At 42.2% G+C, this 21,932-nt stretch carries 24 protein-coding genes and 2 tRNA genes; 17 read left to right on the top strand and 9 right to left on the bottom strand.

Annotated elements, in window-relative coordinates; all coding sequences use genetic code 11:
- The first annotated feature begins 55 nt into the window (after nucleotides 1-55).
- The 8 genes from hflX (at nucleotide 56) to SIO70_RS04345 (ending at nucleotide 6,337) form a co-directional block, all read left to right on the top strand.
- Nucleotides 56-1,270, top strand: coding sequence for a GTPase HflX (gene hflX / locus SIO70_RS04375; RefSeq protein ID WP_235643979.1), 1,215 nt, complete (start codon nucleotides 56-58; stop codon nucleotides 1,268-1,270).
- Between the two features lie 5 nt (nucleotides 1,271-1,275).
- Nucleotides 1,276-1,614 carry a Rieske (2Fe-2S) protein gene (locus SIO70_RS04370; protein ID WP_320579756.1) on the top strand — a complete coding sequence of 113 codons (339 nt, stop codon included), beginning with the start codon at nucleotides 1,276-1,278 and terminating at the stop codon, nucleotides 1,612-1,614.
- A 163-nt stretch (nucleotides 1,615-1,777) separates the two neighbouring features.
- Nucleotides 1,778-3,355, top strand: a complete 1,578-nt coding sequence (locus SIO70_RS04365) for an ArnT family glycosyltransferase (protein WP_320579755.1) — start codon at nucleotides 1,778-1,780, stop codon at nucleotides 3,353-3,355.
- A gap of 66 nt (nucleotides 3,356-3,421) precedes the next feature.
- A tRNA-Asn gene (locus SIO70_RS04360) sits at nucleotides 3,422-3,495 on the top strand.
- A 118-nt stretch (nucleotides 3,496-3,613) separates the two neighbouring features.
- Entirely contained in the window at nucleotides 3,614-3,925 is a 312-nt protein-coding gene (locus SIO70_RS33370) for a DUF6922 domain-containing protein (RefSeq protein WP_414017905.1), read from the top strand.
- A gap of 8 nt (nucleotides 3,926-3,933) precedes the next feature.
- Nucleotides 3,934-4,524, top strand: a complete 591-nt coding sequence (locus SIO70_RS04355; protein ID WP_320579754.1) for a nucleotidyl transferase AbiEii/AbiGii toxin family protein — start codon at nucleotides 3,934-3,936, stop codon at nucleotides 4,522-4,524.
- Nucleotides 4,525-4,672: 148 nt separating this feature from the next.
- Nucleotides 4,673-5,308 carry a hypothetical protein gene (locus SIO70_RS04350; RefSeq protein WP_320579752.1) on the top strand — a complete coding sequence of 212 codons (636 nt, stop codon included), beginning with the start codon at nucleotides 4,673-4,675 and terminating at the stop codon, nucleotides 5,306-5,308.
- 321 nt (nucleotides 5,309-5,629) lie between these two features.
- Nucleotides 5,630-6,337, top strand: coding sequence for a dihydrofolate reductase family protein (locus SIO70_RS04345; protein WP_320579751.1), 708 nt, complete (start codon nucleotides 5,630-5,632; stop codon nucleotides 6,335-6,337).
- Between the two features lie 83 nt (nucleotides 6,338-6,420).
- Here the strand turns inward: SIO70_RS04345 and SIO70_RS04340 are convergent, their stop codons facing one another.
- On the bottom strand, nucleotides 6,421-7,329 hold the full coding sequence (locus SIO70_RS04340; RefSeq protein ID WP_320579750.1) for an AraC family transcriptional regulator: 909 nt from the start codon (nucleotides 7,327-7,329) through the stop codon (nucleotides 6,421-6,423).
- 100 nt (nucleotides 7,330-7,429) lie between these two features.
- On the opposite strand from SIO70_RS04340, the gene SIO70_RS04335 reads away from it, so the two are divergent.
- Nucleotides 7,430-8,401: an SDR family NAD(P)-dependent oxidoreductase gene (locus tag SIO70_RS04335; protein WP_320579749.1), complete on the top strand. Its 972-nt coding sequence runs from the start codon at nucleotides 7,430-7,432 to the stop codon at nucleotides 8,399-8,401.
- 32 nt (nucleotides 8,402-8,433) lie between these two features.
- Here SIO70_RS04335 and SIO70_RS04330 read toward each other — a convergent pair whose 3' ends face one another.
- Nucleotides 8,434-9,123 carry a hypothetical protein gene (locus SIO70_RS04330; RefSeq protein WP_320579748.1) on the bottom strand — a complete coding sequence of 230 codons (690 nt, stop codon included), beginning with the start codon at nucleotides 9,121-9,123 and terminating at the stop codon, nucleotides 8,434-8,436.
- An 84-nt stretch (nucleotides 9,124-9,207) separates the two neighbouring features.
- On the opposite strand from SIO70_RS04330, the gene SIO70_RS04325 reads away from it, so the two are divergent.
- Complete coding sequence (locus SIO70_RS04325; RefSeq protein WP_320579747.1) at nucleotides 9,208-10,002, top strand: hypothetical protein; 795 nt, start codon at nucleotides 9,208-9,210, stop codon at nucleotides 10,000-10,002.
- Here SIO70_RS04325 and SIO70_RS04320 read toward each other — a convergent pair.
- Entirely contained in the window at nucleotides 9,956-10,684 is a 729-nt protein-coding gene (locus SIO70_RS04320) for a hypothetical protein (RefSeq protein ID WP_320579745.1), read from the bottom strand. The two genes, SIO70_RS04325 and SIO70_RS04320, sit on opposite strands and share 47 nt — an antisense overlap.
- Before the next feature lie 67 nt (nucleotides 10,685-10,751).
- On the opposite strand from SIO70_RS04320, the gene SIO70_RS04315 reads away from it, so the two are divergent.
- The 3 genes from SIO70_RS04315 to SIO70_RS04305 all read left to right on the top strand — a co-directional run bounded on the left by SIO70_RS04315 (nucleotide 10,752) and on the right by SIO70_RS04305 (nucleotide 13,845).
- Entirely contained in the window at nucleotides 10,752-11,414 is a 663-nt protein-coding gene (locus SIO70_RS04315) for a CPBP family intramembrane glutamic endopeptidase (RefSeq protein WP_320579744.1), read from the top strand.
- A 302-nt stretch (nucleotides 11,415-11,716) separates the two neighbouring features.
- A complete protein-coding gene (locus SIO70_RS04310; protein WP_320579743.1) occupies nucleotides 11,717-12,541 on the top strand; it encodes an alpha/beta hydrolase in 825 nt (274 codons plus the stop codon).
- 644 nt (nucleotides 12,542-13,185) lie between these two features.
- Nucleotides 13,186-13,845 (top strand): hypothetical protein, encoded by a 660-nt coding sequence (locus SIO70_RS04305; RefSeq protein ID WP_320579742.1) that lies wholly within the window; start codon nucleotides 13,186-13,188, stop codon nucleotides 13,843-13,845.
- 1 nt (nucleotide 13,846) lies between these two features.
- Here the strand turns inward: SIO70_RS04305 and SIO70_RS04300 are convergent, their stop codons facing one another.
- From SIO70_RS04300 to SIO70_RS04280, 5 genes are all read right to left on the bottom strand, one after another.
- Nucleotides 13,847-14,596, bottom strand: a complete 750-nt coding sequence (locus tag SIO70_RS04300; protein WP_320579741.1) for a hypothetical protein — start codon at nucleotides 14,594-14,596, stop codon at nucleotides 13,847-13,849.
- A gap of 42 nt (nucleotides 14,597-14,638) precedes the next feature.
- Entirely contained in the window at nucleotides 14,639-16,273 is a 1,635-nt protein-coding gene (locus SIO70_RS04295; protein WP_320579739.1) for a carboxylesterase/lipase family protein, read from the bottom strand.
- Between the two features lie 495 nt (nucleotides 16,274-16,768).
- Nucleotides 16,769-17,254, bottom strand: coding sequence for a ribonuclease H-like YkuK family protein (locus SIO70_RS04290; RefSeq protein ID WP_320579737.1), 486 nt, complete (start codon nucleotides 17,252-17,254; stop codon nucleotides 16,769-16,771).
- A gap of 50 nt (nucleotides 17,255-17,304) precedes the next feature.
- A tRNA-Ile gene (locus tag SIO70_RS04285) sits at nucleotides 17,305-17,377 on the bottom strand.
- Nucleotides 17,378-17,438: 61 nt separating this feature from the next.
- Nucleotides 17,439-17,642 carry a hypothetical protein gene (locus SIO70_RS04280; RefSeq protein ID WP_320579735.1) on the bottom strand — a complete coding sequence of 68 codons (204 nt, stop codon included), beginning with the start codon at nucleotides 17,640-17,642 and terminating at the stop codon, nucleotides 17,439-17,441.
- Nucleotides 17,643-17,967: 325 nt separating this feature from the next.
- Between SIO70_RS04280 and SIO70_RS33365 the strand changes: the two genes are divergently transcribed.
- The 3 genes from SIO70_RS33365 to SIO70_RS04270 are packed head-to-tail and all read left to right on the top strand — an operon-like array spanning nucleotide 17,968 to nucleotide 19,861.
- Nucleotides 17,968-18,090 (top strand): DNA polymerase beta superfamily protein, encoded by a 123-nt coding sequence (locus tag SIO70_RS33365; RefSeq protein ID WP_414017904.1) that lies wholly within the window; start codon nucleotides 17,968-17,970, stop codon nucleotides 18,088-18,090.
- Nucleotides 18,091-18,092: 2 nt separating this feature from the next.
- A complete protein-coding gene (locus SIO70_RS04275; RefSeq protein ID WP_320579733.1) occupies nucleotides 18,093-19,148 on the top strand; it encodes a DNA polymerase beta superfamily protein in 1,056 nt (351 codons plus the stop codon).
- Nucleotides 19,148-19,861 carry a phytanoyl-CoA dioxygenase family protein gene (locus tag SIO70_RS04270; protein ID WP_320579732.1) on the top strand — a complete coding sequence of 238 codons (714 nt, stop codon included), beginning with the start codon at nucleotides 19,148-19,150 and terminating at the stop codon, nucleotides 19,859-19,861. Before SIO70_RS04275 ends, SIO70_RS04270 begins: the two co-directional genes overlap by 1 nt.
- A 130-nt stretch (nucleotides 19,862-19,991) precedes the next feature.
- Here the strand turns inward: SIO70_RS04270 and SIO70_RS04265 are convergent, their stop codons facing one another.
- A complete protein-coding gene (locus SIO70_RS04265) occupies nucleotides 19,992-20,543 on the bottom strand; it encodes a hypothetical protein (RefSeq protein WP_320579730.1) in 552 nt (183 codons plus the stop codon).
- A 293-nt stretch (nucleotides 20,544-20,836) separates the two neighbouring features.
- Here SIO70_RS04265 and SIO70_RS04260 point away from each other — a divergent pair, with 293 nt between their 5' ends.
- On the top strand, nucleotides 20,837-21,877 hold the full coding sequence (locus tag SIO70_RS04260; protein WP_320579727.1) for a WYL domain-containing protein: 1,041 nt from the start codon (nucleotides 20,837-20,839) through the stop codon (nucleotides 21,875-21,877).
- Nucleotides 21,878-21,932 lie beyond the last annotated feature (55 nt).

Raw genomic sequence — 21,932 nt, 5'->3', positions numbered from 1 at the left:
TTTTGTTTGGACGCTAAAAGTAGGAAAAATGTTAGTCTGATGCCTTTTCTTACCTTTGCTAAAATTATTACAGACATTGATTGAGAAAAAACAAATTGTTGAGCAGGAAGAGCGGGTGGTAATCGTGGGGTTGATACATAAGGAGCAGCAAAACGAGCGTCAGGTACAGGAGTACCTGGATGAGCTGGTGTTCCTGGCAGAGACGGCCGGCGCTACGACTGTAAAAAGGTTTACCCAAAAACTGCAACATCCTGACAGAGCAACTTTCGTAGGGAAGGGAAAGCTGGAAGAAATAAGAGACTTTGTACAGGGGAGAAATATCAACCTGGTCATCTTTGATGATGAACTGACTGGTTCCCAGATATCTAATATACAGGATGTATTGAAAATTAAGGTGATTGACCGAAGTGACCTGATCCTGGATATCTTCGCCCGCAGGGCTCGTACCGCACAGGCCAAGGTGCAGGTAGAACTGGCTCAGTACCAGTACATACTGCCAAGACTGAGAGGTATGTGGAGTCACCTGGAAAGACAGGGAGGTGGTATTGGTAGCCGTGGTCCGGGTGAAACGGAAATTGAAACGGACCGTCGTATAGTAAAGGATAAGATCTCTCTGTTGAGGAAAAGGTTATTGGAGATTGATAAACAATCACTTACACAACGTAAGGACCGTGGAGAATTTATTCGGGTGGCACTGGTGGGATATACCAACGTAGGTAAGAGCACCATAATGAACACGCTGGCTAAGAGTGAGGTATTTGCAGAAAATAAGCTGTTTGCTACGCTGGATACGACTACCCGTAAGGTAGTGTTTGAACAGACGCCTTTCCTGCTGAGTGATACGGTAGGTTTTATCCGTAAACTGCCCCACCACCTGGTAGAGAGTTTTAAGTCTACCTTGGATGAGGTAAGGGAAAGCGATATCTTGTTGCATGTAGTAGACATTTCCCACCCACAGTATGAGGATCAGGTAGAGGTGGTGAACCGCACCCTGCAGGAGCTGAAAGCGTTTGACAAGCCGACCATCATGATCTTTAATAAGATGGATCTGTACGAGAAGAATACTTTCGACAAGTGGCTGGCGGATGATGTGAAGCAGGATATACTTGCACAGTTGAAAAGCGATTGGGAAACCAGGACACAGGGGAATTGTGTGTTCATTTCTGCGTTGGAACGTCAGAACATCGATGAGTTGCGAAAGACGATCATGGATAAGGTGGCACAGCTGTATAGGGAGCGTTATCCTTATAAAACAGAATTCTTTTATTAATCTTTATGGCGAAGACGTATACATGGCATCGTTTTGCCGATCCGGGGATTGGCGAGAAGGACCTGACCATACTGGAGGTAGAGGGGAAAAAGATTTCTTTTACCAGGTATGAAGGGGCTTTGTATGCGTTTGCGTATAAGTGTCCGCATGCCAGTGGGGTGATGGCGGATGGCTGGGTCGATGAGGATGGGAATGTGGTATGTCCGCTGCACAGGTATCGGTTTAGTGTGAAGAATGGGCGGAATACCAGTGGGGAAGGGTATTTTTTGAAGACATATCCGATTGAAAAGCGGGAGGATGGGTGGTATTTGGGGATGGAGAAGTCGGGGTTGTTTGGATGGTAGAAGGGGTGGTTTTTGGGATAGAGGTGGAAGGTTGGATTTATTTGGGCTGTAGAGAGTTCTATTTGTTTGGTGGCAGCGGTTGAAAGCCCGATTGTGTTTGGTAGCCGTGTTAAATTTCTATTAAAGACCTTGCTATTTAGCTTCAGCGATGTAATATTTGCGCATGTCTGATAACTTCTCTGAGAAGAAGATAAGCTGGTGGATCATTGGCCTGCTTATCTTCATGCATATGACAGGATTGTCTGTTACAATTATGGAGCCCGATGGTGCATTGTATGCTGGTATAGCGAAGTATATGGTGCAGCATCATGATTATCTGAATTTATTTGCGGATGGTCAGGAGTGGCTGGACAAACCTCACTTTCCTTTCTGGATGATGGCTTTTAGCTACCAGATTTTCGGGATTAACACATTTGCTTACAAGTTGCCAGCCTTCCTCTTTTTGATGATGGGGGTGTACTTTACGTATCGTTTTGCCTTTGATCTTTATGGGGAGAAGGTGGCGCGGTGGTCGGTATGTATATTACTGACGGCGGAGCACCTGGTAATATCCAGTACGGATGTACGGGCGGAGCCATATCTGACTGGTTTGATCATAGGTGCTGTTTACTTTTTATATAAGCGCCGGTTGTTGCTGGGGGCATTGTTTACAGCATGTGCGGTGATGACCAAGGGCCCGTTTGCGTTAGTGCCGGTGGGGTGTGCGATAGCTGGACAGTATATATTTACGAAGCAGTGGAAAGAGTTGTTTCATTACCGGTGGTTGATAGTGGGGGTGTTGGTATTGGTGTTTATTACGCCGGAGTTGGATGCGTTGTATACACAGTTTGATGCACATCCGGAGAAGGTGGTGTTTGGGCGAACAGGGGTGTCTGGTATTCGGTTCTTCTTTTGGGATAGTCAGTTTGGACGGTTTATGAATACGGGGCCTATTAAAGGTTCGGGTGATCCTTCGTTCTTTTTTCATACGGTGTTGTGGGCGTTTTTGCCGTGGTCGGTAATGTTGTATGCGGCGGTGATACAGTTTATCAGGAAGCGGAAGGTAGCAGTGGAGTTTTATTGTATCAGCGGGGCGTTGTCAACGTTTGTATTGTTTAGTTTGTCGAAGTTTCAGTTGCCGCATTATCTGAATATCATTTTTCCGTTTTTCGCGATACTCACGGCGCAGTATATACTTTCGCTAAATAAGCCGAAATTTTTCGTGATTACGCAAAAGGTGATTATTAGTATAATGGCGGTAGCGATAGTGGGATTATGGGCTTTATATCGGCCTCAGATTAATTGGGTTTTTGTAGGGTTGATAGCGGCAGTGGTAGTGGTGTTTTTTATAGTGAAGGTGGAGAAGGTATTTTTCAGGACGTGTTTGATGTCGGTGATATTGAATTTGTTTTTGAATGGGATGTTTTATCCGGATGTGTTGGGGTATCAGAGTGGGAGTTCGGCGGCCTTTTATGCGAATGAGCATTTGCGTGGAGGGGCGGTGTTGTTGTATAAGGCGAATTCTTATGCGTTTAATTTTTATCTGGATGCGCCGGTGTTAAGGTCGGATACGTTGTTGCAGCCGCCGGTGTTGGTGTATACGACGAGGGACCAGGTAGATTCGTTAAAGGTGCAGGGGCATGTGTGTGAAGTAGTGAAGTCATTTTCGCATTTTCCGGTGACGAAGCTGGATGGGGAGTTTGTGAATTTTTCAACGCGGAAAGGGGCTGTGGGAGAGCGTTTGTTGGTTTTGGTAAAATAATTTTAAAAAATATTTTGGAGGAATAAAAAAATTCCTATCTTTGCAATCCCGAAACGGGGAAAACACTCCTCCTTAGCTCAGTTGGTTAGAGCATCTGACTGTTAATCAGAGGGTCTCAGGTTCAAGTCCTGAAGGGGGAGCGAAGAAGAATAGGCTTGCAGTGATGCAGGCCTTTTTTGTTTTTGGTATGTGCCTGATGTTGTATGATCGTACATATACAATCATACAATATTGCCTCACTTTTAGTATATTTGAATAGTGCAAACGAATCCTGACATAGCGAAACCAGTATTATCCCGAAGAGCTTTCTGGGATGTGGATCTGAAGCGATTAGACTTTGATCGTTATCCAGAATTTACTGTTGTCAGAGCAATGGAACGGGGAACCTCAAATGATATACGGGAAGTTATTCGCTATTATGGCAGGGATAAAGTACAAGCAATTCTTACTAATTCTCAAAGCCTTTTGCCACGGGCACAAGTTATTTCACGCAGACTTTTCCACCTTCACAATAGTGATTATAAATGCTCTACCGGAATACAACGAGCGAAGAACTATTCAATGTTTTAAGTCGGTTAATGAGCTTACCTGAACTATCTGATTTTAGATTGGTTGGGGGAACAGCTCTTAGTTTGTTAAGAGGACACAGAGAGTCTGTGGACATAGATCTGTTTTGTGATGGCCCTTATGGAGAGATTCCGTTTGATCATATATTAGAGATACTAAAATTTAACTTTCAATATGTAGAGGAGACTAGTCCGTTTATTGGGTTGGTTAATAACCGTGGATTTAATCTGTTTATTGGAAGTGATGAAGAAACCGCTATTAAGACAGATATTCTGTATTGGGATGCACCATTTTTGTTTGCTCCTATAGAAGAAGAGGGAATTAGATTGGCTGCTATGGAAGATATTGCAGCAATGAAGCTGGATACGATTTCAAGAGGTGGTCGTAAGAAGGATTTCTGGGATCTGTCGGAGATTCTTGAAACGTATAGATTTCCCGATTTATTAGACGTTTATAAGAAAAAGTATCCATGGTTTGAGATTGAAGATGTGCTTAAGGGGCTTTCTGATTTTACAGTTGCAGATCAGATGCCTGATCCTATCTGTTATAAGGAAAAGGATTGGGAGGGAATTAAGGACGAGGTTCGACGACTTACAGTTTGATAAATAATTTAAAGTCATCCAGCAATTGGTTAGATGATTCTCCTTTTAGCAAAGAAAAGCAGGCCTTTTTGTTTTATACAATTTGCGAACGAGTATTAATATCTCTACTTTAGTCTGAAATATTCTTGAATTGTAATCCCTACAATCAATGGATTTCCAAAAATACCAAATCTGGATAAAACAGTTTCTTAGGGAAGGGAAAGTCATCAGCCCAGGTGTAACTGAATATTCAGAAGAAATTATAAAGCAAAATAGCCAAATCCTGATTCAAATAATCAGACAACATGCCGAAAACAAAGAGTATCAAAGCCTGGCTAACCTGGCTGAATTATTGAGAGGTGAATGTTTTTTCTGTAATGATTACATAGAAGAATGGGGGATTATTCTTGAGATGATGTTACTGCAAGCTATTGTTGTATTTGACAATGAAGAGGTATTTAGGGATCACGATATTCTTTGGTTACCCCATACGCTATATGATCTTATATTTCACCAAATTAGTTTTGACGAATACCCTCCCTCCTGCTTCGAATTGTATTTCAAATTGTCTAAAAGAGTTTTGTATCCTGGTTTTATGCGACTTTATGAGTCTGACAAAAATGGGTCATATAGCCAATGCTTGTATTTTATAGAAGGGGCAAGTCGTTCATTTGCGATGCAACCCGAAAAGTTTCTTGAGTTGTGGGCGTTAATAGAGTCGCAAATAAAAAAGGATAATGGATATTACTGGTTAGACGAATATTGGCCCACAACTTATAAAGAGTTAATTAACTCAGCGAAGTAAGCAGATCAATTGGCTGATTTTTTGAAAATGCTAATAAAGGCAATACTAGTTGACTCCTCCATTCAGGGGTCCTTTCAATTTCCCATCATAACATTCATACTTACAATCTTTCTGCTTCTATTTACCAACAAATTCGCTGGAATCACTGTAAGTGATAATAGGATGCAGCTTCCCTTCCCGCAATATTAATCAATATATAAGGGGGCGAGTATTCAAGAATTATGATAAAATATTGTCGCAAGCCGCCAGTATAATTGTCGCACTCCTACCCCATTCATTTTTTTAAAGAGCATTAGCTTTAGGGTAATAAAAATACAAGCTATGCGAAAAATAATTGTAACTACATTTCTGACGATGGATGGTGTACTGCAAGCGCCAGGTGGACCGGAAGAAGATACTACAAATGGATTCAAATGGGGAGGATGGCAGTTTGGGTATTCTGATGAGCTGACGAAAAATGCGCTAACCAAAATTATGTCAGAGCCATTTGATTTGTTGCTGGGGCGGCGAACTTACGAAATATTTGCAGCCTACTGGCCTTATAATAGCGATAATCCGATTGGTGAGAGGTTCAATCAAATCAATAAGTATGTGGTGGCAACTACGCCTATTGATACTTCGTGGGCCCATTCGACATTGATTAGTAAGGATGTGGTGAATGAATTGAAGAAATTGAAAGAACAGGATGGTCCGAATTTGCTGGTGCATGGTAGTGGTGGATTAGCACAAACATTGTTTGCAAATCAATTGGTGGATGTGTTGTATACATGGATATACCCAATCACTTTGGGGAAAGGGAAGAAGTTATTTGCAGACGGCACGGCTGCGCAGCAATGGAAAATGACGGAGTCAGGGATTTCGACTACCGGGGTTATTGTCGCCAGATATGAGCCGGATGGTGAGGTGCGGGTGGGATCATTTGTGTCGAATGAGGTGAGTGAGCAGGAAATGGAAAGGAGGAAGAAATGGAAGAAGGAGGAGGTTAGAGATCATATTGATCCTGTTTATTATCAGAAACTGGTACAATGATGTACCCACTGTTTATCATGCTGCCTTATTGAGAAAAGGCCGTGAGATAAAACGGAACCGGTTATTTAATGGCTGATCCCTTATTAATGGCGGATTCCTTTATAAGCCCTCGGAGGTACACCCATTATTTTCTTAAATGCAGCACTAAAGGCACTCTCTGACTCATACCCAACCGCCAACGCAATTTCGGATATTGCCTGGCCTGTGTTTTTCAGCGATTCTGCAGCGATGAACATTCGCCAATTCGTTAAATATTCCAATGGCGCCTGACCAATGATCTGCTTAAATTTCAAGGCAAATCCTGAGCGGGACATACACGCTATCTCACACAGCTTTTCCACTGTCCATTTCTCCTGAGGGCTGCTATGTATCGCCTGCATGACCGCCCCTAAGTTGGGATGAATAGCGGCCGCAAACCATCCCTGATTTTTAGCGTCAGGAGAAGACATATATATCCGCAATGTCTGCACCAGCATGATCGGTGCGAGGTGTTCAAGGATGGTTTTTCTGCCAAACCGTTCTGACCGGAACTCGGTCGTGAATCGCTCAATTCCCCATCTCAGTACCGCTGCCTGATCATATTTTTCAGGGACATACACGACTGGCGGCAATTGACCGAAAAGCAATTTAGCAGATTGATTATTAAAATGAAATCGTGCCCCTGTCAGGAATAAACTACCTCCCCCATTGCATGTGGCAATACCCTCTTTTGCATGTTTATATATCGTGTCTGAGTGGATTTTAGGGATTGATAGATCCGACCCCATCGCGAATGGTTTTCCACTGGTAAGTAAAAAGCAATCACCCGCATTTAAGTGATATACATTTTCGTCACCATCCACCTGTAAGTAACAACTGCCCTTTAATACTGCATTAAATTTAATCCCTTCATGCCCGGGGAACTGAATGGCCCACGCTGTACCCGCATCTAATCCTGCCGATACAAAGGTTTGTGGTCTAAGGAGGGTCAATACATCTGATAATACATCCATAAGTTAAAAACTTAGACGATTGAATAAATAATTTGGACTGAAGTGTATGGATCGTCTAGTTCAGTCGTGGTAATTTAGAGTTCAATAATAACGATTTACTATGAGTCAACAACATCCGATTATATCTCCTTATGATAAAAGTTCCACAGCAAGTGATGTACTGACAGGTTTGGATTTACATGGAAAAACGGTTGTCATTACCGGTGGCCATTCTGGTTTGGGTCTAGCTACAAGCCGAGCCTTGTCTGAGGCGGGCGCCCATATCATTGTTGGAGCGAGAGATGTTCATGCTGCAAAAGCTGCCTTTAATGACCAATCAGGATCCAAGAGATTGTCGGGCTTCAATGGACTGTCAGATATTGAGGTAGGCAACCTGGATTTAGCCGATCTGAATAGTGTGCGGGCGTTTGCAAATACTGTTCTGTTCAACGAAAAGCATATTGATATCGTCATCAACAGTGCAGGTATCATGGCTTGTCCTGAACATCGTATAGGAAATGGTTGGGAATCGCAATTCGCTGTCAACCACCTGGGGCATTTTGCGCTGGTTAATCATCTATGGCCTGCGTTAATTGGTGGTGCGAGAGTGGTTGCCGTTTCGTCTGCCGGTCATCAAATTTCTGCCATCCGCTGGCATGATCTGCACTTTAATGAAGGGTATGACAAATGGCAGGCTTATGGACAATCCAAAACTGCCAATGCATTATTTGCAGTTCACTTAGATGAATTGGGAAAAGACGTTGGTATCAGCGCATTTTCGCTTCATCCCGGGAAAATTTTTACGCCGCTTCAGCGATTTTTAACCAATGATGAAATGGTTAACAGTGGCTGGATTGATCAGGAAGGCAATCCGTTAGATCCGACTTTTAAAACGCCGGAACAAGGCGCAGCTACACAGGTATGGGCTGCCACTTCGCCTTTGCTGGAAGGGCTTGGTGGGGTGTATTGTGAGGACTGCAATATTGCGGACATTTTAGTGGGGACGACTTTGACTGGTGTGAAGCTGTATGCCATTGACCACGGACAGGCAAAGCGCCTTTGGGAGCTTTCTGCACAGTTGACGGGGATATAAGTTTAAGAATTGGGAGGGAAATTCCCTCTCAATTAAAACTTTGCGTCTCTTGTGAGCGCGGAATTTTCTAAGTCAAAATGTTTCCTGAAGAGGTCTTTTACTTTTATAACGATTGCTTGCTGATCGACTGAGGAAGGCGTGCGCCTTATTTGATTATAGTTCTCCATTGCGATCTTTTCTGCCAGTTCTCTCACTGTTTTTATTGCAAGTTTTTTGCCCGGCATTTTTGCAAGTGCAATGATGGCCATGGAAAGAATAATGCCTGCAAATCCGGCTAGTATAGAACAGAACATGGTAACGACGGATACAAGAAATGCGAATCGACCTATGAATAATGGCCACCCTTTTCCTGGTTCAAGTAGCTGTACTTTAAAGCCTAAATGGAATTCAAATTTTTCGATCAGCTGATATCTTTGTTTGAGAGGGAATAATTCTTCCAGCGTGGTATTGGGACTCAATTTATTTTGATCATATAGTTGCCCCTCCATGATTGCCTTTCGGATTCTGTAGAATGCCTGTTGGGTGGTACAGTCATTGGTTTCTTTCTCTTCTAACTTGTTGACAATAAGGTCACAGAGATTACCGAATGTGAATACCCTGAGTAATTCTTCCTCATAAAAATGGATCCTGAAATAAGCTTCAATTTCCGGAATGAAGAAGGTAATATCGTCCGGATCAATGTTTACCAGCTCAAAAGTTTCAGGTTCTTTTGTCTTAAACATATCATAGGTATTAGGACCCTAAAAGTAAACTTTTTGTATCAGTGATGTATCATGATTGTCGTCCTGTTTTTGTATACTTGTTTTATGTTCAACCCGTCAAGAAGAAATAGGAATATCGGTACTAAAAAGCAGGGCCATGGTCAGGCTAATAAGCTGACTATTCCCCGTAGTCCAGATCTGAAGGGCTTTTATGAACGTCTGGGGAATTATACGAAACATGAGGTGGCCATCAATGGGAATGAGCTCCTGTTTGTAGTAGAAGAAACAAGATCTGATTCACAACATGCCTGTTCTATTGAAGATATTGCAACAGTAATTGAGCACATTACTCCTGAAGATTGTAAAGGTCTGAAATTCATCATACTCCGTCAGCCCAAAAGAAAGGAAAATATACTATCTCCTGTATGGGGACGGCTGATATATTCATATGAGTTTGAAAAGAATTACGGGCCTGCTATTATTCTGGAAGCTGCCGATTATACAAAGCCACTGAAATGGGCCAGATCCCTCGCGTTAAATGATCAAAAAGAAATAAACCGGCTCAAAGAAGATGGACATCTTTTTGTAGACGATGGCAGGTCGCTGACGGCAGCGTTGACACCGGAGCATGTGCGGAACACACAATTATACAGGAGTTTGCCTCATGAAATAGGGCATTATGTACATTACCTGACAGTGGTGGAGCGCCCTGGAAATGAGGATGAAGGCTATGATGCTTGGGATCAACGATGGGTTCTATATAGAAGCATACCTGCCAGCGAACGGGAGGAATTCGCACACAGGTACGCTACTCAATTAAAAAACAAATTGACTGAAATGCAGATCATCCCGCTTACAGCAATGACCAGGGAGTCGCATTCGGACACAGAAAATCCCTGAGATTAGCTCTCTTATTCCATACCAACACCAGGTAACCCACTCCATATACAACGATTTGTCCTTTCAGATCATTATCATATCCAGTAAATGGTACCAGAATTAAATAGATAAACATGAACCATATAGGCGTTCTGTTCATAAAAGCCATCGCGAATGCTGTAATAGCCAGAATAGGCAGGATCGAAGCTGGAAATTCAGGCGCAGAAATCTTCGTCAATGCCACGGAAACAAAAAAGGTCATGACAGCTGCCATTATCCAGATTTTAAAGCTCCACATACGTGGTACGCCTTTAATTATGCGGGTATAGATCGGCTCAGTGCCCTGAGTATGGACTTCTACAGCGTCCACAATAAGGGATACTTTATCAAACTGGAGCTGGAAAGGAACCTCAGTCGACTTGCCTGGAAGTACCTGTCCTGAAACCTGGATAAAGGAGTCTACTTTATTTCGGCTTTTATCATATAAGCTGAAATGGATGTCTGCGCTAGCTAGCGTTGTCCCCCAATTTTTCCATTTTACAATGTATGCCTTTTGTACGCTTACGGTGGTATACCAGTTCTTTTGAATAATGATCCGCCCCCTATCTGTAATTCTACCGGAATAGCCGGCGTCGTGGCGGTGTTTGGTGCGGTGTTGATATTGCTTTATATTGATCTTAAAGCCAGGTACATTCAGAAGCATAGGTTGTTGATAATAAATAATTCACAAAGCAACATAATAATTTTAGGTTTAAAAATTAAACGTATACATGGCTGGTATTATAGTCGAGCTGATCATTTCATGGTTATTACTCTGGTTTTTTGAAAAGAAGCATCTCACAGCTTTGGGTATCGGTATTCAACCCAAAAGAATGCGGGATCTGGGGTATGGTTTGCTGGGAGCGGCTATTTGCTGTACGGTGTATCATTTGCTCACTACCATTCATTGGAGGCTTCATAAAATGATTTCAATAAATGTTATATGGTGGGTATTGAAATCAGTATTATTCGAAGAGCTGGCATTCAGAGGTGCTTTGCTTTATATTGCTATCAGGAAATTAGGCATCACCAGGGCATGTATATTATCTGCATTATGCTTTGGCATCTATCACATCTTTTCTTATGAAGTATATGGTAATCCGGGTATGGCTTTATTGGTGTTGGTGATTACCGGTATAATCGGTTTAACGCTGGCGTATGCTTTTGCAAATACACAGACCATGTATTTACCCATAGGATTACACCTAGGATGGAACCTGATCAATATTCTTATTTTTTCAGCAGGACCATTGGGAAAGCAGTTATTCATCAAAGCCAGTAGCGCAGGATTAACAGGAATTTCATCACTGCTGGTGTTCTTATTACAACTCTTTGCATTGCCACTTTTTACTGCATGGTATTTGAAAAAATTCTACAAAAAGGTTAAGCTATAATTTGTTCCCTGAACCCCGTTTTGAATATACTTGTGAAAGTACTGTAATATTATTGTTCTAAAGATTTGTTATTCCGCTTTGCATTGTTTGTTTAAAGCGCAAACAGGAGCCGAAAATATTTAGCCTTGCCTATTATCATTTATGATCATATTATTCTTTGTAGCAACGGGTGTTCTAAGGCTTCTTACAATAAGCCATGAATCGGACAAGAAAACCGATAATATGGCATGTTACTTGGGCATTTCCCAATCTAATTTCGAAGTAACTTTAGTTATCACAAAAAAGCTAAACAAAACTGCAATATGAGTAAGATTATAGTTAAAGACGGTACAGAGATTTATTACAAAGATTGGGGTACCGGACAGCCAATTGTATTTCATCATGGTTGGCCTTTATCTTCTGATGACTGGGATTTACAAATGATGTTCTTCGTTGAACAAGGTTACAGAGTCATTGCACATGACCGCAGAGGGCATGGCCGTTCTACACAGACAGCTACCGGCAATGAAATGGATACTTATGTAGAAGATGTGGCAGAACTGACCAAGGCACTGGATCTGAAAAATGCAATTCACATTGGTCACTCTACCGGTGGTGGTGAAGTGATCCGCTATGTAGCTAAACATGGTGGAAACGGTCGTGTGGCAAAGGCGGTACTGATCAGTGCTGTAACGCCTATTATGGTGAAGACAGAGAGCAATCCTGATGGTGTTCCATTGTCTGTATTCGATGAAATTCGTGTAGGTACTGGTACTAACAGAGCACAGTATTTTCATGATTTCCCGACTCCGTTCTTTGGTTACAACCGTGAAGGTGCAAATGTAAAGCAGGGTGTGAAAGATAATTGGTGGCGTCAGGGTATGATGGGTGGTATCAAGGCTCATTATGACTGTATCAAGGCTTTTTCAGAAACTGATTTTACAGAAGATCTGAAAAGTGTAGAGGTGCCTGTGCTGGTAATGCATGGGGAAGATGATCAGATTGTACCTTATCAGATCACTGCTTTAAAGGCGGTTAAGTTGCTGAAGAATGGTAAGCTGATTACTTATCCGGGTTTCCCGCATGGTATGCCAACGACTGAAGCGGAGACTATTAATAAGGATCTGTTAGAATTTATCAAGGGATAGTAGAAGAATCAAGTCCAATAGAAAAAGGCAATCAGAGATGGTTGCCTTTTTCTATTTTGAGTATAGAAGGAGTATTGTAGCGAGCTTTTAGCAGTATAGAATGAGTATAGAATGAGTATAGAACAAGTATAGAACAAGTATAGAATGAGTATAGAAATAGTATAGGATTACCTCTTTTTGAAACGTTTTATTAGCCCCAGTAGTAGGTTGATGGGATAAAGAAATTGAATAGCGATAATGGTTACCGCGATGATTCGTCCTATCTGCAGATAGGTGTTAACCTCTTCAAAGTTGGAGTATTGATAATAATGCCTAATGCTGGATATTTGATATCGACCATAAAGAATAATTGCAGCATTGGAAATTATAATTCCCATCAGATGCCACCAAATAAGTTTATTGCTGTATAATAACCAATAGCTGAAGTGATAGATCATCCAGAAAAGCCAAAAGAATAGCGATAGTCCCCAGTAAATAGAAGAAACATTCATGACATAATAGGTATCATGTACATGAAAATCTACTGAGTTTTTGAAATGAAAGAAGGATAAGACGAACAAAACGACAGCTATCAGCAAAAACAGGTGATAAGGACGGGCAAGTAATTTTTTTATCAAAGGGTTAATTTTTATGTAATATACAGCATGGAATATATTTTAGAAAAGCCAATCTGGACTGAGGCAGATTTTGATAATATGAACTGGCATGACGTGACCATATATGAGATGGCCATGACGGGAGATCTGGAACTTGATATAGATTACATTTTTAAATCTAATGAACCAGCAGTAAAAGGATTCTGGTTTACTTTCTGGATAGCTCCCTGTACGTTTGTATTTAAACAAATCAGGGAATTAAGATTCGATATGGATGTGGTAAGAAGTGATGGATTTCAGATTGATTATATTGAAAGGTCCGGGCACAATTGGACGATCGTTACGCGTAATGGAGATATATCTTTTATCAGTGATGGATTCGAAATGTTCGTGCGGCAACAACCTACTTTGCAATACCGGACATTTATCGGTATTGAAAGGGGCGGATATACACTGGAAAGGGTTACCGACCAGCCCAATCACTATTTGCAAACTGAGAGGTATATTGAAAAAAGAAAAAAGGATGCAGAGTTATTTGGATATGCCCAAAAACGCAAACAAAAGAAACTGGATATGGAGGCACTTGAAGAAAGGCGTTTGAATGGTGAGATCGATACTACGGAATTCCTGCGTTTAAAGAAAGAATTGTGGATGGCGATAGATGGTTATGGATATTGGTTGAAAGGAACGATGTTTGAAGATGCTTAATTTAGTTAACCAGTTTACAGATATCATTGATCACTATTTCATCGATAGATGCTTCTGCTTCTTCGGGCGTCATGCCATTCATCCCAGTATCTCCTATTCTTGCCCCGAATACCGTCACCGCCCATTCGGCAATTTCAGGTTGAGTATCTGTATGCTCCAGTGTTGCTTTACAGTTTTCCAGCTCCTGGATCACCTTTTCCTTACCATACCGCTCCACACATAGCCTGATATACATTTCATGGATTCTCGAGCTCCAGGATTCCACATTATCCAATTGTGGCTTTAATATATTGATAGCAGAATCGATGTCCTTGAGTTGCTCATTGGCATAAGCGCCCAGCATGGCGGTATTGACTGAAATCTGGCAATAATCGTTCATGTCTGAGGTTTCATAGAGCCGTTCTTCCAGTTCTGCCGGATAGTCGGCTGCTATTTCCCTAAACGCATCCGTGGCGTCTTTTCCCTGTTTTTTTAATGCCTGGGCCCTCCTTGTGAGTATAATCAGCTTCGGAGGCGCAAAGATTTCGAAATCATGCTGCATATAGGCGAAAATGCCTGTTTGGATGACGGTTGTATCCAAAGAATAGCTGATCGTCTCTACCGTATCGCCATGTACAATGACGGAATCACTCTGATGGTATAGGTTTTCCAGCAGTTCATAATCGAAAGCAAACACTTCTTCCGGAGGGCTGGAAGTGTGTCCGCAGGCTATGAGGATTCCCAAAAAAGGCAGTAGGTAGAGGAATTTCATGGCGCGAAGATAAAATCCCGGTTACATGTAACCGGGATTTTTTTATTTCATATAGAGCTTATCGAGGTAAAGATATCTTTCTCTGTCTGTTTCTTCTTTCTGTTCACTCTTCACGTTGATATCCATGTAGTTGATGCGCTTACTGTCTTTGGTGATGGGTTCCCATTGTGGTAAGCCATTGCCATTGGGATTGCCGGTTTTGATGAAATTGGCGAAGTAATCCAGCATGGTAGCAGATACTTTGTAGTCATCAGCCGTCCAGGAATATACTTTATTGCTGTAAAGATTGCCCAGGGCATATTCGATTTCAGAAGCATGCGATGCACCTACGGAAGGGTATTTAGGTGGCGTTGGTTTGGAGTTGTCTCCTTTTTTTACGCCTCCAGCCAGGCCAGGGGTGGCGTTACCCATCTTAGGTGTCATAGCCGGGCGGATGCGTGAAAATACATACCGGTATACGGGCTGACCGCTGGTTTTGACGTGCAGATCTGCCCATTTCCAGGTGCTGTATACGATAAAGCGATCGCTGGCCAATGCGGTAGCAGAGCGGATGGTTTCTTCCTCGCTATTGGCAGGATATAGCTCCAGGATGCCGGAAGCTTTATCTCCGAATGTTTGGCTGACTACCTTTTTATAGTTCTCTGGCGAAGGCGCTTCTGCCCTCATAATCGCCTGGAAAGGTACTTCTGCGGAGTTCCATCCTACCAGCAGGGGAACCTGTGCCTGCTCGCCTGCTTCAAAGATTTCAGGTAGTGAGCGGGGAATGAAGTAGCCATCGATGGTAGCGGAGGAGTAAGGTGTGGCCACGGAGAATACAGAATCCAGCAGTTTCTCTGCGGGAATAGCTCTGAGTTCATCCAGATTGTTGGCATTCATCTTTTCTGCGAATGAGGTACCATGTGCTTCTGCTTCTGCCAGTGGTACAGGATACAATGTTGGGTTGATGGCAGCGCCGCTCTCCCCTATTGCGCCTGCTATAAGCCCTTTGGAGAGCGGAGAGGCCATGTGTACGGATACGGAGATGGAACCTGCTGATTCGCCTGCAATGGTCACTTTATTTGGATCGCCACCAAAGGCAGCGACATTGTCACGTACCCATTCCAGGGCGGCATGCTGATCGAGGTAGCCGTAGTTGCCGGAAGAGTGGTGAGGGGATTCCTGTGTCAGGTCAGGATGTGAGAAGAAGCCAAAGATACCGAGGCGGTAATTGACGGTAATGGCTACAATTCCTTTTTTCGCCATGCTGGCGCCATCGTAACGTGGTTCTGATCCATCGCCGGCAGCTAGGCCACCACCGTAGAAATAGACTAATACAGGTAGTTTTTCCTTACCTGTTTTGGTCGGTGTCCATACATTGAGGTAGAGGCAGTCTTCGCTCATGCCTGACGAGCGGAAAGACATATCGCCAAAGATGTTTTTCTGCATCGCATTGTGACCAAAGTGGTCTGCTTTGCGGATGCCTTTCCAGTTTTTAGCGGGTTGTGGCTCTTTCCATCTGAGAGGGCCGACAGGTGGCTGGGCATAAGGGATGCCTTTGAAGATTAAAATAGATGATCCCGGTTCCCGTACTCCCTGAACGATACCATTGTGAATGGTGATCTGATCTTTTATCTGACTAAATGAATTCAGAGAGGCCAATTGTACCAGTACGCCTAGTGTCAAAAGAACTCTTTTCATATTGCTCGGGTTATAATGTAGATTTAATGTACGCAATTAATGAACGCGATTGTATGAAAATTTCTTGCCGGCGTATATGCTTTTTGTGAGATAAAAAAAATCCTGCTCCAATAGCTTGTATTGGCAGCAGTATAAATTTTTTGGCAAAGGCCCTGAATACTGGCCCAATATCTTACAGGATATTGGTACCAGCATTCAGGCCATACACCATATAAGTAAATCTTATTTTAAAGGTGAAGTGAAATTACTTGCCCGATAAATTACTATCCAGACCACTTGGGGATAGGTAGAGTCCTATACCCAGAAGGCATTGGTACTCCACCGTTATCAACAAGACTTGCACCCCAGTGCATGCTTGTTGGCGCCAGCTTGGATCCATCAGTTGATCTGGGGTCAGATCCGGTCCTGGCAGTAATTTTATCAACTGTTTCGTTCCCAGCGAAACTCAGGTCTACATAAATAAAGTTAGTTAGGTAGATCATTATATTGATTTGATTAATGAACAATTTTATTCGCACAACTTGTACTTGCAAAAGCATAAGGTTTAGCCCGGAAGGTGAATCCCATTCCTGTGATATAACCCATCGCTTCTTTCAGCGCATCGTTACTTTTAAAAGCTGGATTCGTATTGATGTCAGCGTGTACTTCCATATCTACATTGTATTTAGTAAAGAGGTGACACAGTGAATAAGCAACTTCTATACTCTTGCCTACTTCTGCGAGCATCCTTTCCTTTATACTCATCCTGCGGGTAGAAGTATCATGCAGTATATACATGAATCCTCCTTTACCTTTCCTCAGGAAAACGATCACGGTGGCGAATTCCACGACCTTTCCCTTCTTCTGACTATCTGTACCTATGCACACTTTCAGTGCATTGCCGGCGCCATTTTCGGCAGACAGTACTTTCTCAATTTCATCTTCGATGGGGCTTGTAATTTTCATACCATTGAGCCTTCTCCAGCTTCTTACAGTTTCCATGGCTAAGTCATGTTAGTTTTTGCGTTTTTTCTTTTTTACATTCTTGTTAGTTGGCCTGACTGGACTTGAACCAGTAACCGTTTGCGTATAAGGCAACCGCGCTAACCATTGCGCTACAGGCCAATAAAAAAACCCGGCCGTTTGGTAACGACCGGGTTTTTTTAACTGAGCACATAATTGTTAATTATGTCCAGATATAACTAGGTCGTTGATATATTTCCGGCTCGCGCTCGCTATCATTTTTTTTATGATCATCACCAACAGGCGTATCAAATCCAATACTTCCACTTTTTCCAACTGTTGATATTTGTGCACACGCTTCCCATAAGCCTGATCTTTGTAGATCGGCTAGCATAAAGAATTGTATGGATATCAACTGCATTTGCATGCGCATTAATTTTTGTCGGTCTATAAATGAAAAAAGCCCCGCAATTTCTTGCAGGGCTCTTGTTATATTGAATTAGTTGATTGTACTATTTCATGACATAACACTCCCCGCGGACGGTGCCGATCTCCAGACCGACTGTGTCTATATTTTTTAATACGAGGTACTGCATATGTGAATGTGTTTAAATAATTTTGTCGATGCAAAGATGAAATAAATTTTTCATTCTACACAAATATTTCAAAAGTTTTTTTTAGCTTGAATTGCTTTCCTGTAGCTAATTAACAGAAAATTTAAATGTTGTTGACCTTAAAATAGCAGAATAAAAATGAGAATAATCATCGCAGAACAACTGTCAATGATTGAAAAAAGTCAGGGCGTAAAAATCATATATGCCTGTGAGTCAGGTAGTAGAGCATGGGGATTTGCTATTCAGAAAATACATTCGTAACTATGATCTTTGAGCAATTAATGAATGAGCCTCAACATCTGTTGTTGAAGGCAATCAGCGGCAGTCGCTCCCAACAATTGCATTCTGCCACTTCAGATACTGACCTGAAAGGAATTTATGTATTACCTCAGCAGGAGCTGTATGGATTTACTTATACGCCACAGGTATCTAATGCAACGAACGACGAAGTATATTTTGAAATAGGAAGATTCCTGGAACTGTTACAAAAGAATAATCCCAATATCCTGGAATTACTGGGTACACCGGAAAGCTGTGTGCTGTTCAGACATCGGCTGATGAAACTGATTAAACCGGCGGATTTTCTTTCGAAATTATGTAAGGATACTTTTGCTGGTTACGCTGCGTCGCAGATAAAAAAAGCGAAAGGACTGAATAAAATGATCAACCGTCCTGCAGAAAAAATAAGAAAGGGTGTACCAGAATTCTGTTATGTTATTGACGAAAATGGGAGTATTCCACTCGCTACCTGGTTAGAAAAATATCACTTTAAACAGGAAGATTGCGGATTGACAAGTGTACCACATTTCAGAGATGTATACTTAGTATATCACCAGCAAGACGGTTCATTAAAAGGGATTATATCCGGCGAAGATGCCAATGACGTTCGTCTGAGCAGCATTCCGAAGCACCTCTCCCCTGTTGCCGTGATGCAGTTCAATAAAGATGGTTACTCCGTTTACTGCCGTGAATACAAGGAATACCTGGAATGGGTAGAGAACAGAAACGATGTGCGTTTCCAGAATACCCTTTCGCATGGTAAGAACTACGATGCGAAAAATATGATGCATACTTTTCGCCTGCTGAATATGGCGGAGGAAATTGCTGTACATAAAAAGGTCATTGTAGAAAGACCGGACAGGGAGTTCCTCCTGAAAATAAAAAGTGGCGGTTTTGAGTACAACGATCTCCTGAATATGGTGGATGAAAAGCTGGACCGGATAGAACAACTTTACCAGCAGTCTGACCTGCCGGAAATGCCGGATGAAGCAAAGACCAATGAACTATTGATCACCATCAGAACACAATTTTATCAATAATGGATCATCAAACAGCTATTGCAAAGAAAGGGTTTACCGTTATTAATGACGTATTTGACACTGCTGCTGTAGCTGCATTGATTGCATGTATAGAGGGTGCAGATAGTGTAAAAGATACTTTTCGACGTACGAAAGATCTCTTTGCCATCAGGCAATTTTTCAAAGAAATACCCTCTACCCTGCCGCTGGTGTTCATTCCGGCATTGCAGCGGGTAATTGATACGTTCTTTGGGAAAGGCTACCATATAGTAAAGTCAATTTACTTCGACAAACCGGGAGGTTCGAACTGGTTTGTTTCATATCACCAGGACCTGACTATTTCTGTAAAAGAAAAGGTTGCCGTAGAAGGTTATGGCCCATGGACGGTGAAGCAGGAGCAATTTGCTGTGCAACCACCATTGTCTATACTGGAAAACAACTTCACTATAAGGATTCATCTGGATGATACAGATGAACACAATGGTGCATTGAGGGTGGTACCGGGTTCTCATCTGAAAGGAATCTACAGACCGGAAACAATTGACTGGGAAAAAGAAATGGAGGAAACGTGTGTAGTACAGAAGGGGGGCTTGATGATTATGCGGCCATTGCTATTACATGCTTCCAGCCGTACTACCAATCAGCATCCCCGCCGGGTTATTCATATTGAGTTCAGCAGCCTGGAGTTACCGCTGCCTTTGCGCTGGTCAGAAAGAGAGAACCTAACAGGCTGATCGGCGACCTGGCAGGTCAGGGCGCCGATCAGATTTGAAGGAAAAGTAGAGAATACCTGCGTAGTTGTCATAGGATAGATTGGAATAATCTCAAAATCGGGTTTTTATTAGGCATAGGAATCGTTCGCATTTAAAATAACCAACTTCTTTCCCGCAGCACTGTTTCCTTCTCGATACTGATCTCCTTTGCAAAAGGAGTCGCAGCGTTGCTGCCATCAGTATTAATGTTACCCCGTATTCTGACGAGATAAGCATTCCGGCGCACGGTATTCGCATCAAAGGCGAATGTGAAAGATTTGGTTGGAGTTGAATACCCAGGTTGTAGCAGTTTACAATTTTCTGAAAGCTCAGTGAATGTAGTAGCTCCTTTTCCAGGATTACAGTCGCTGACTGTGACAGAAAGTAGCGGGATGGTTTTAGATGTGTCTCCCGCTGGTGTAAGACTTACTTCCAGGTTTTTCAGCAAGGCGGATTCGTGTACATCTTCAAAATTAATATTCACCCGCACTTCCTGGTTGGCATTGATCATGAATTCCGGCTGTACTGACAGATGTCTACCAACTGTGGTGTATGCGGCTTCCCTGTCATATACTATGATTGTGTCGAATTTGTAGGCAAGTAAAACATAGCCTCCAATAGCCAGGGCCAAGATTACTAGTGCTATACTGCCGTACCTGATCATGATGTAAAAGTAGTGCGGTTTACGATCCCTGAGAATCCCTGAAAACAGGGGTTTTGTTTTTTAGAGATGTAAGTTGTTGATTATTAGTATTGTTTGGGGTTAGGTCAGAGCGGCTTAAAAAAGCCACTCCTAAACTAAAAGACACAAATTGTAAAAATGTCCTAATGGACGAAAAGCCGTAAAAGTTCGTATTGTCGTTATTGTTAAATCGACAATACAAATGTCTATGGCTACTGCGCAGTTTTTTTGCGCAATTAAATTTTTTTCCTACTTTTTGAAAAATTGTCCCGGAAATGCCTGCTAATAAGAATGCTTTAATCCGATATAAAACCATTGACGCCTGCTTAAGAAACCGCCGCAGGAAGTGGACCCTGGAAGACCTGATTGACGCAGTATCCGATGCACTGTACGATTATGAAGGTATTGACAAGGGCATCAGCCGTCGCTCCGTGCAGGCGGATATTCAAACTATGCGTAGTGACAAACTGGGATATAATGCACCGATCATTGTAGTCAGTAAGAAGTATTATACATACGAAGATGCTGACTATAGCATCACAAATATTCCACTGAGCGAACAGGATCTGGGCAGAATGAATGAAGCAGTGGAAATCCTGAAACAGTTTAAAGGCTTCTCTCATTTCACAAATCTGAATGAAGTGGTACAGAAACTGGAAGACCACGTGTACTCCGCTGCGAACCAGACTGAATCAGTGATCGACTTTGAAAAAAATGAAAGACTGAAAGGACTGGAACACCTGGAGATTATATATCAATCCATCATTCAGCAAAAAGCGGTCACCATTACTTACCAGTCGTTCAAGGCCAGAGCAGAAAGTACCTTCGAATTCCATGTATGGTGGCTAAAGGAGTTTAAAAACAGGTGGTTTGCTGTAGGGGTGAAAAACAAAACTGCACAAATTCAGAACCTGGCCCTGGACAGAATTGAATCTATCTGCTTTTGTCAGGAAGCGCTCTATGTAGAAAATGGCCGTATATCACCTGCAGAGTTTTACCATGACGTAGTCGGGGTGACAGTTTCCAATGAAAAAAGTGCTAAGAATGTAAAACTATTTGTTAGCCAGGAACATGCGCCTTATATTGCTACTAAACCCATGCACCATTCCCAGGAAATTCTTGAGCAAAGAGCGGATGGAATTGTTATTAAAATCAAGGTACAGCTGAACCTGGAACTTGAAAGAGAAATTCTTGGTTATGGAGATGGAATGAGGGTGTTAGCACCTGAAGGTCTCAGAAAGCGCATATATTGGAAGTTTAAAAATGGAATATCCGGTTATGATGAGGAAGATAAGGAAGCCAGCGCAGCTTCGTAGAAAACTGTAGTGCTCAGGAGTGACCATACTCTCCTACCCAATTCCACAAAATTGA

It is taken from the genome of Chitinophaga sancti (genome assembly GCF_034087045.1).
GTDB lineage: Bacteria > Bacteroidota > Bacteroidia > Chitinophagales > Chitinophagaceae > Chitinophaga > Chitinophaga sancti_B.
The sequence above is the reverse complement of the archived record's forward strand: the minus strand, read 5'-3'. Positions and strand labels throughout refer to the sequence as shown.

Excerpts from the sequence above, each read along its gene's own strand:
- SIO70_RS04270 (WP_320579732.1), top strand. The coding sequence starts at position 19,148 with ATGGATCATCAAACAGCTATTGCAAAGAAAGGGTTTACCGTTATTAAT.
- SIO70_RS04335 (WP_320579749.1), top strand. The coding sequence starts at position 7,430 with ATGAGTCAACAACATCCGATTATATCTCCTTATGATAAAAGTTCCACA.
- SIO70_RS04260 (WP_320579727.1), top strand. The coding sequence starts at position 20,837 with ATGCCTGCTAATAAGAATGCTTTAATCCGATATAAAACCATTGACGCC.
- SIO70_RS04275 (WP_320579733.1), top strand. The coding sequence starts at position 18,093 with ATGATCTTTGAGCAATTAATGAATGAGCCTCAACATCTGTTGTTGAAG.
- SIO70_RS04310 (WP_320579743.1), top strand. The coding sequence starts at position 11,717 with ATGAGTAAGATTATAGTTAAAGACGGTACAGAGATTTATTACAAAGAT.
- SIO70_RS33365 (WP_414017904.1), top strand. The coding sequence starts at position 17,968 with ATGAGAATAATCATCGCAGAACAACTGTCAATGATTGAAAAAAGTCAG.
- SIO70_RS04365 (WP_320579755.1), top strand. The coding sequence starts at position 1,778 with ATGTCTGATAACTTCTCTGAGAAGAAGATAAGCTGGTGGATCATTGGC.
- SIO70_RS04340 (WP_320579750.1), bottom strand. The coding sequence starts at position 7,329 with ATGGATGTATTATCAGATGTATTGACCCTCCTTAGACCACAAACCTTT.
- SIO70_RS04320 (WP_320579745.1), bottom strand. The coding sequence starts at position 10,684 with ATGCTTCTGAATGTACCTGGCTTTAAGATCAATATAAAGCAATATCAA.
- SIO70_RS04280 (WP_320579735.1), bottom strand. The coding sequence starts at position 17,642 with ATGCAAATGCAGTTGATATCCATACAATTCTTTATGCTAGCCGATCTA.
- SIO70_RS04325 (WP_320579747.1), top strand. The coding sequence starts at position 9,208 with ATGTTCAACCCGTCAAGAAGAAATAGGAATATCGGTACTAAAAAGCAG.
- SIO70_RS04315 (WP_320579744.1), top strand. The coding sequence starts at position 10,752 with ATGGCTGGTATTATAGTCGAGCTGATCATTTCATGGTTATTACTCTGG.
- SIO70_RS04305 (WP_320579742.1), top strand. The coding sequence starts at position 13,186 with ATGGAATATATTTTAGAAAAGCCAATCTGGACTGAGGCAGATTTTGAT.
- SIO70_RS04290 (WP_320579737.1), bottom strand. The coding sequence starts at position 17,254 with ATGGAAACTGTAAGAAGCTGGAGAAGGCTCAATGGTATGAAAATTACA.
- SIO70_RS04300 (WP_320579741.1), bottom strand. The coding sequence starts at position 14,596 with ATGAAATTCCTCTACCTACTGCCTTTTTTGGGAATCCTCATAGCCTGC.
- SIO70_RS04295 (WP_320579739.1), bottom strand. The coding sequence starts at position 16,273 with ATGAAAAGAGTTCTTTTGACACTAGGCGTACTGGTACAATTGGCCTCT.
- SIO70_RS04350 (WP_320579752.1), top strand. The coding sequence starts at position 4,673 with ATGGATTTCCAAAAATACCAAATCTGGATAAAACAGTTTCTTAGGGAA.
- SIO70_RS04370 (WP_320579756.1), top strand. The coding sequence starts at position 1,276 with ATGGCGAAGACGTATACATGGCATCGTTTTGCCGATCCGGGGATTGGC.
- SIO70_RS04355 (WP_320579754.1), top strand. The coding sequence starts at position 3,934 with ATGAGCTTACCTGAACTATCTGATTTTAGATTGGTTGGGGGAACAGCT.
- SIO70_RS04265 (WP_320579730.1), bottom strand. The coding sequence starts at position 20,543 with ATGATCAGGTACGGCAGTATAGCACTAGTAATCTTGGCCCTGGCTATT.
- SIO70_RS04330 (WP_320579748.1), bottom strand. The coding sequence starts at position 9,123 with ATGTTTAAGACAAAAGAACCTGAAACTTTTGAGCTGGTAAACATTGAT.
- SIO70_RS04345 (WP_320579751.1), top strand. The coding sequence starts at position 5,630 with ATGCGAAAAATAATTGTAACTACATTTCTGACGATGGATGGTGTACTG.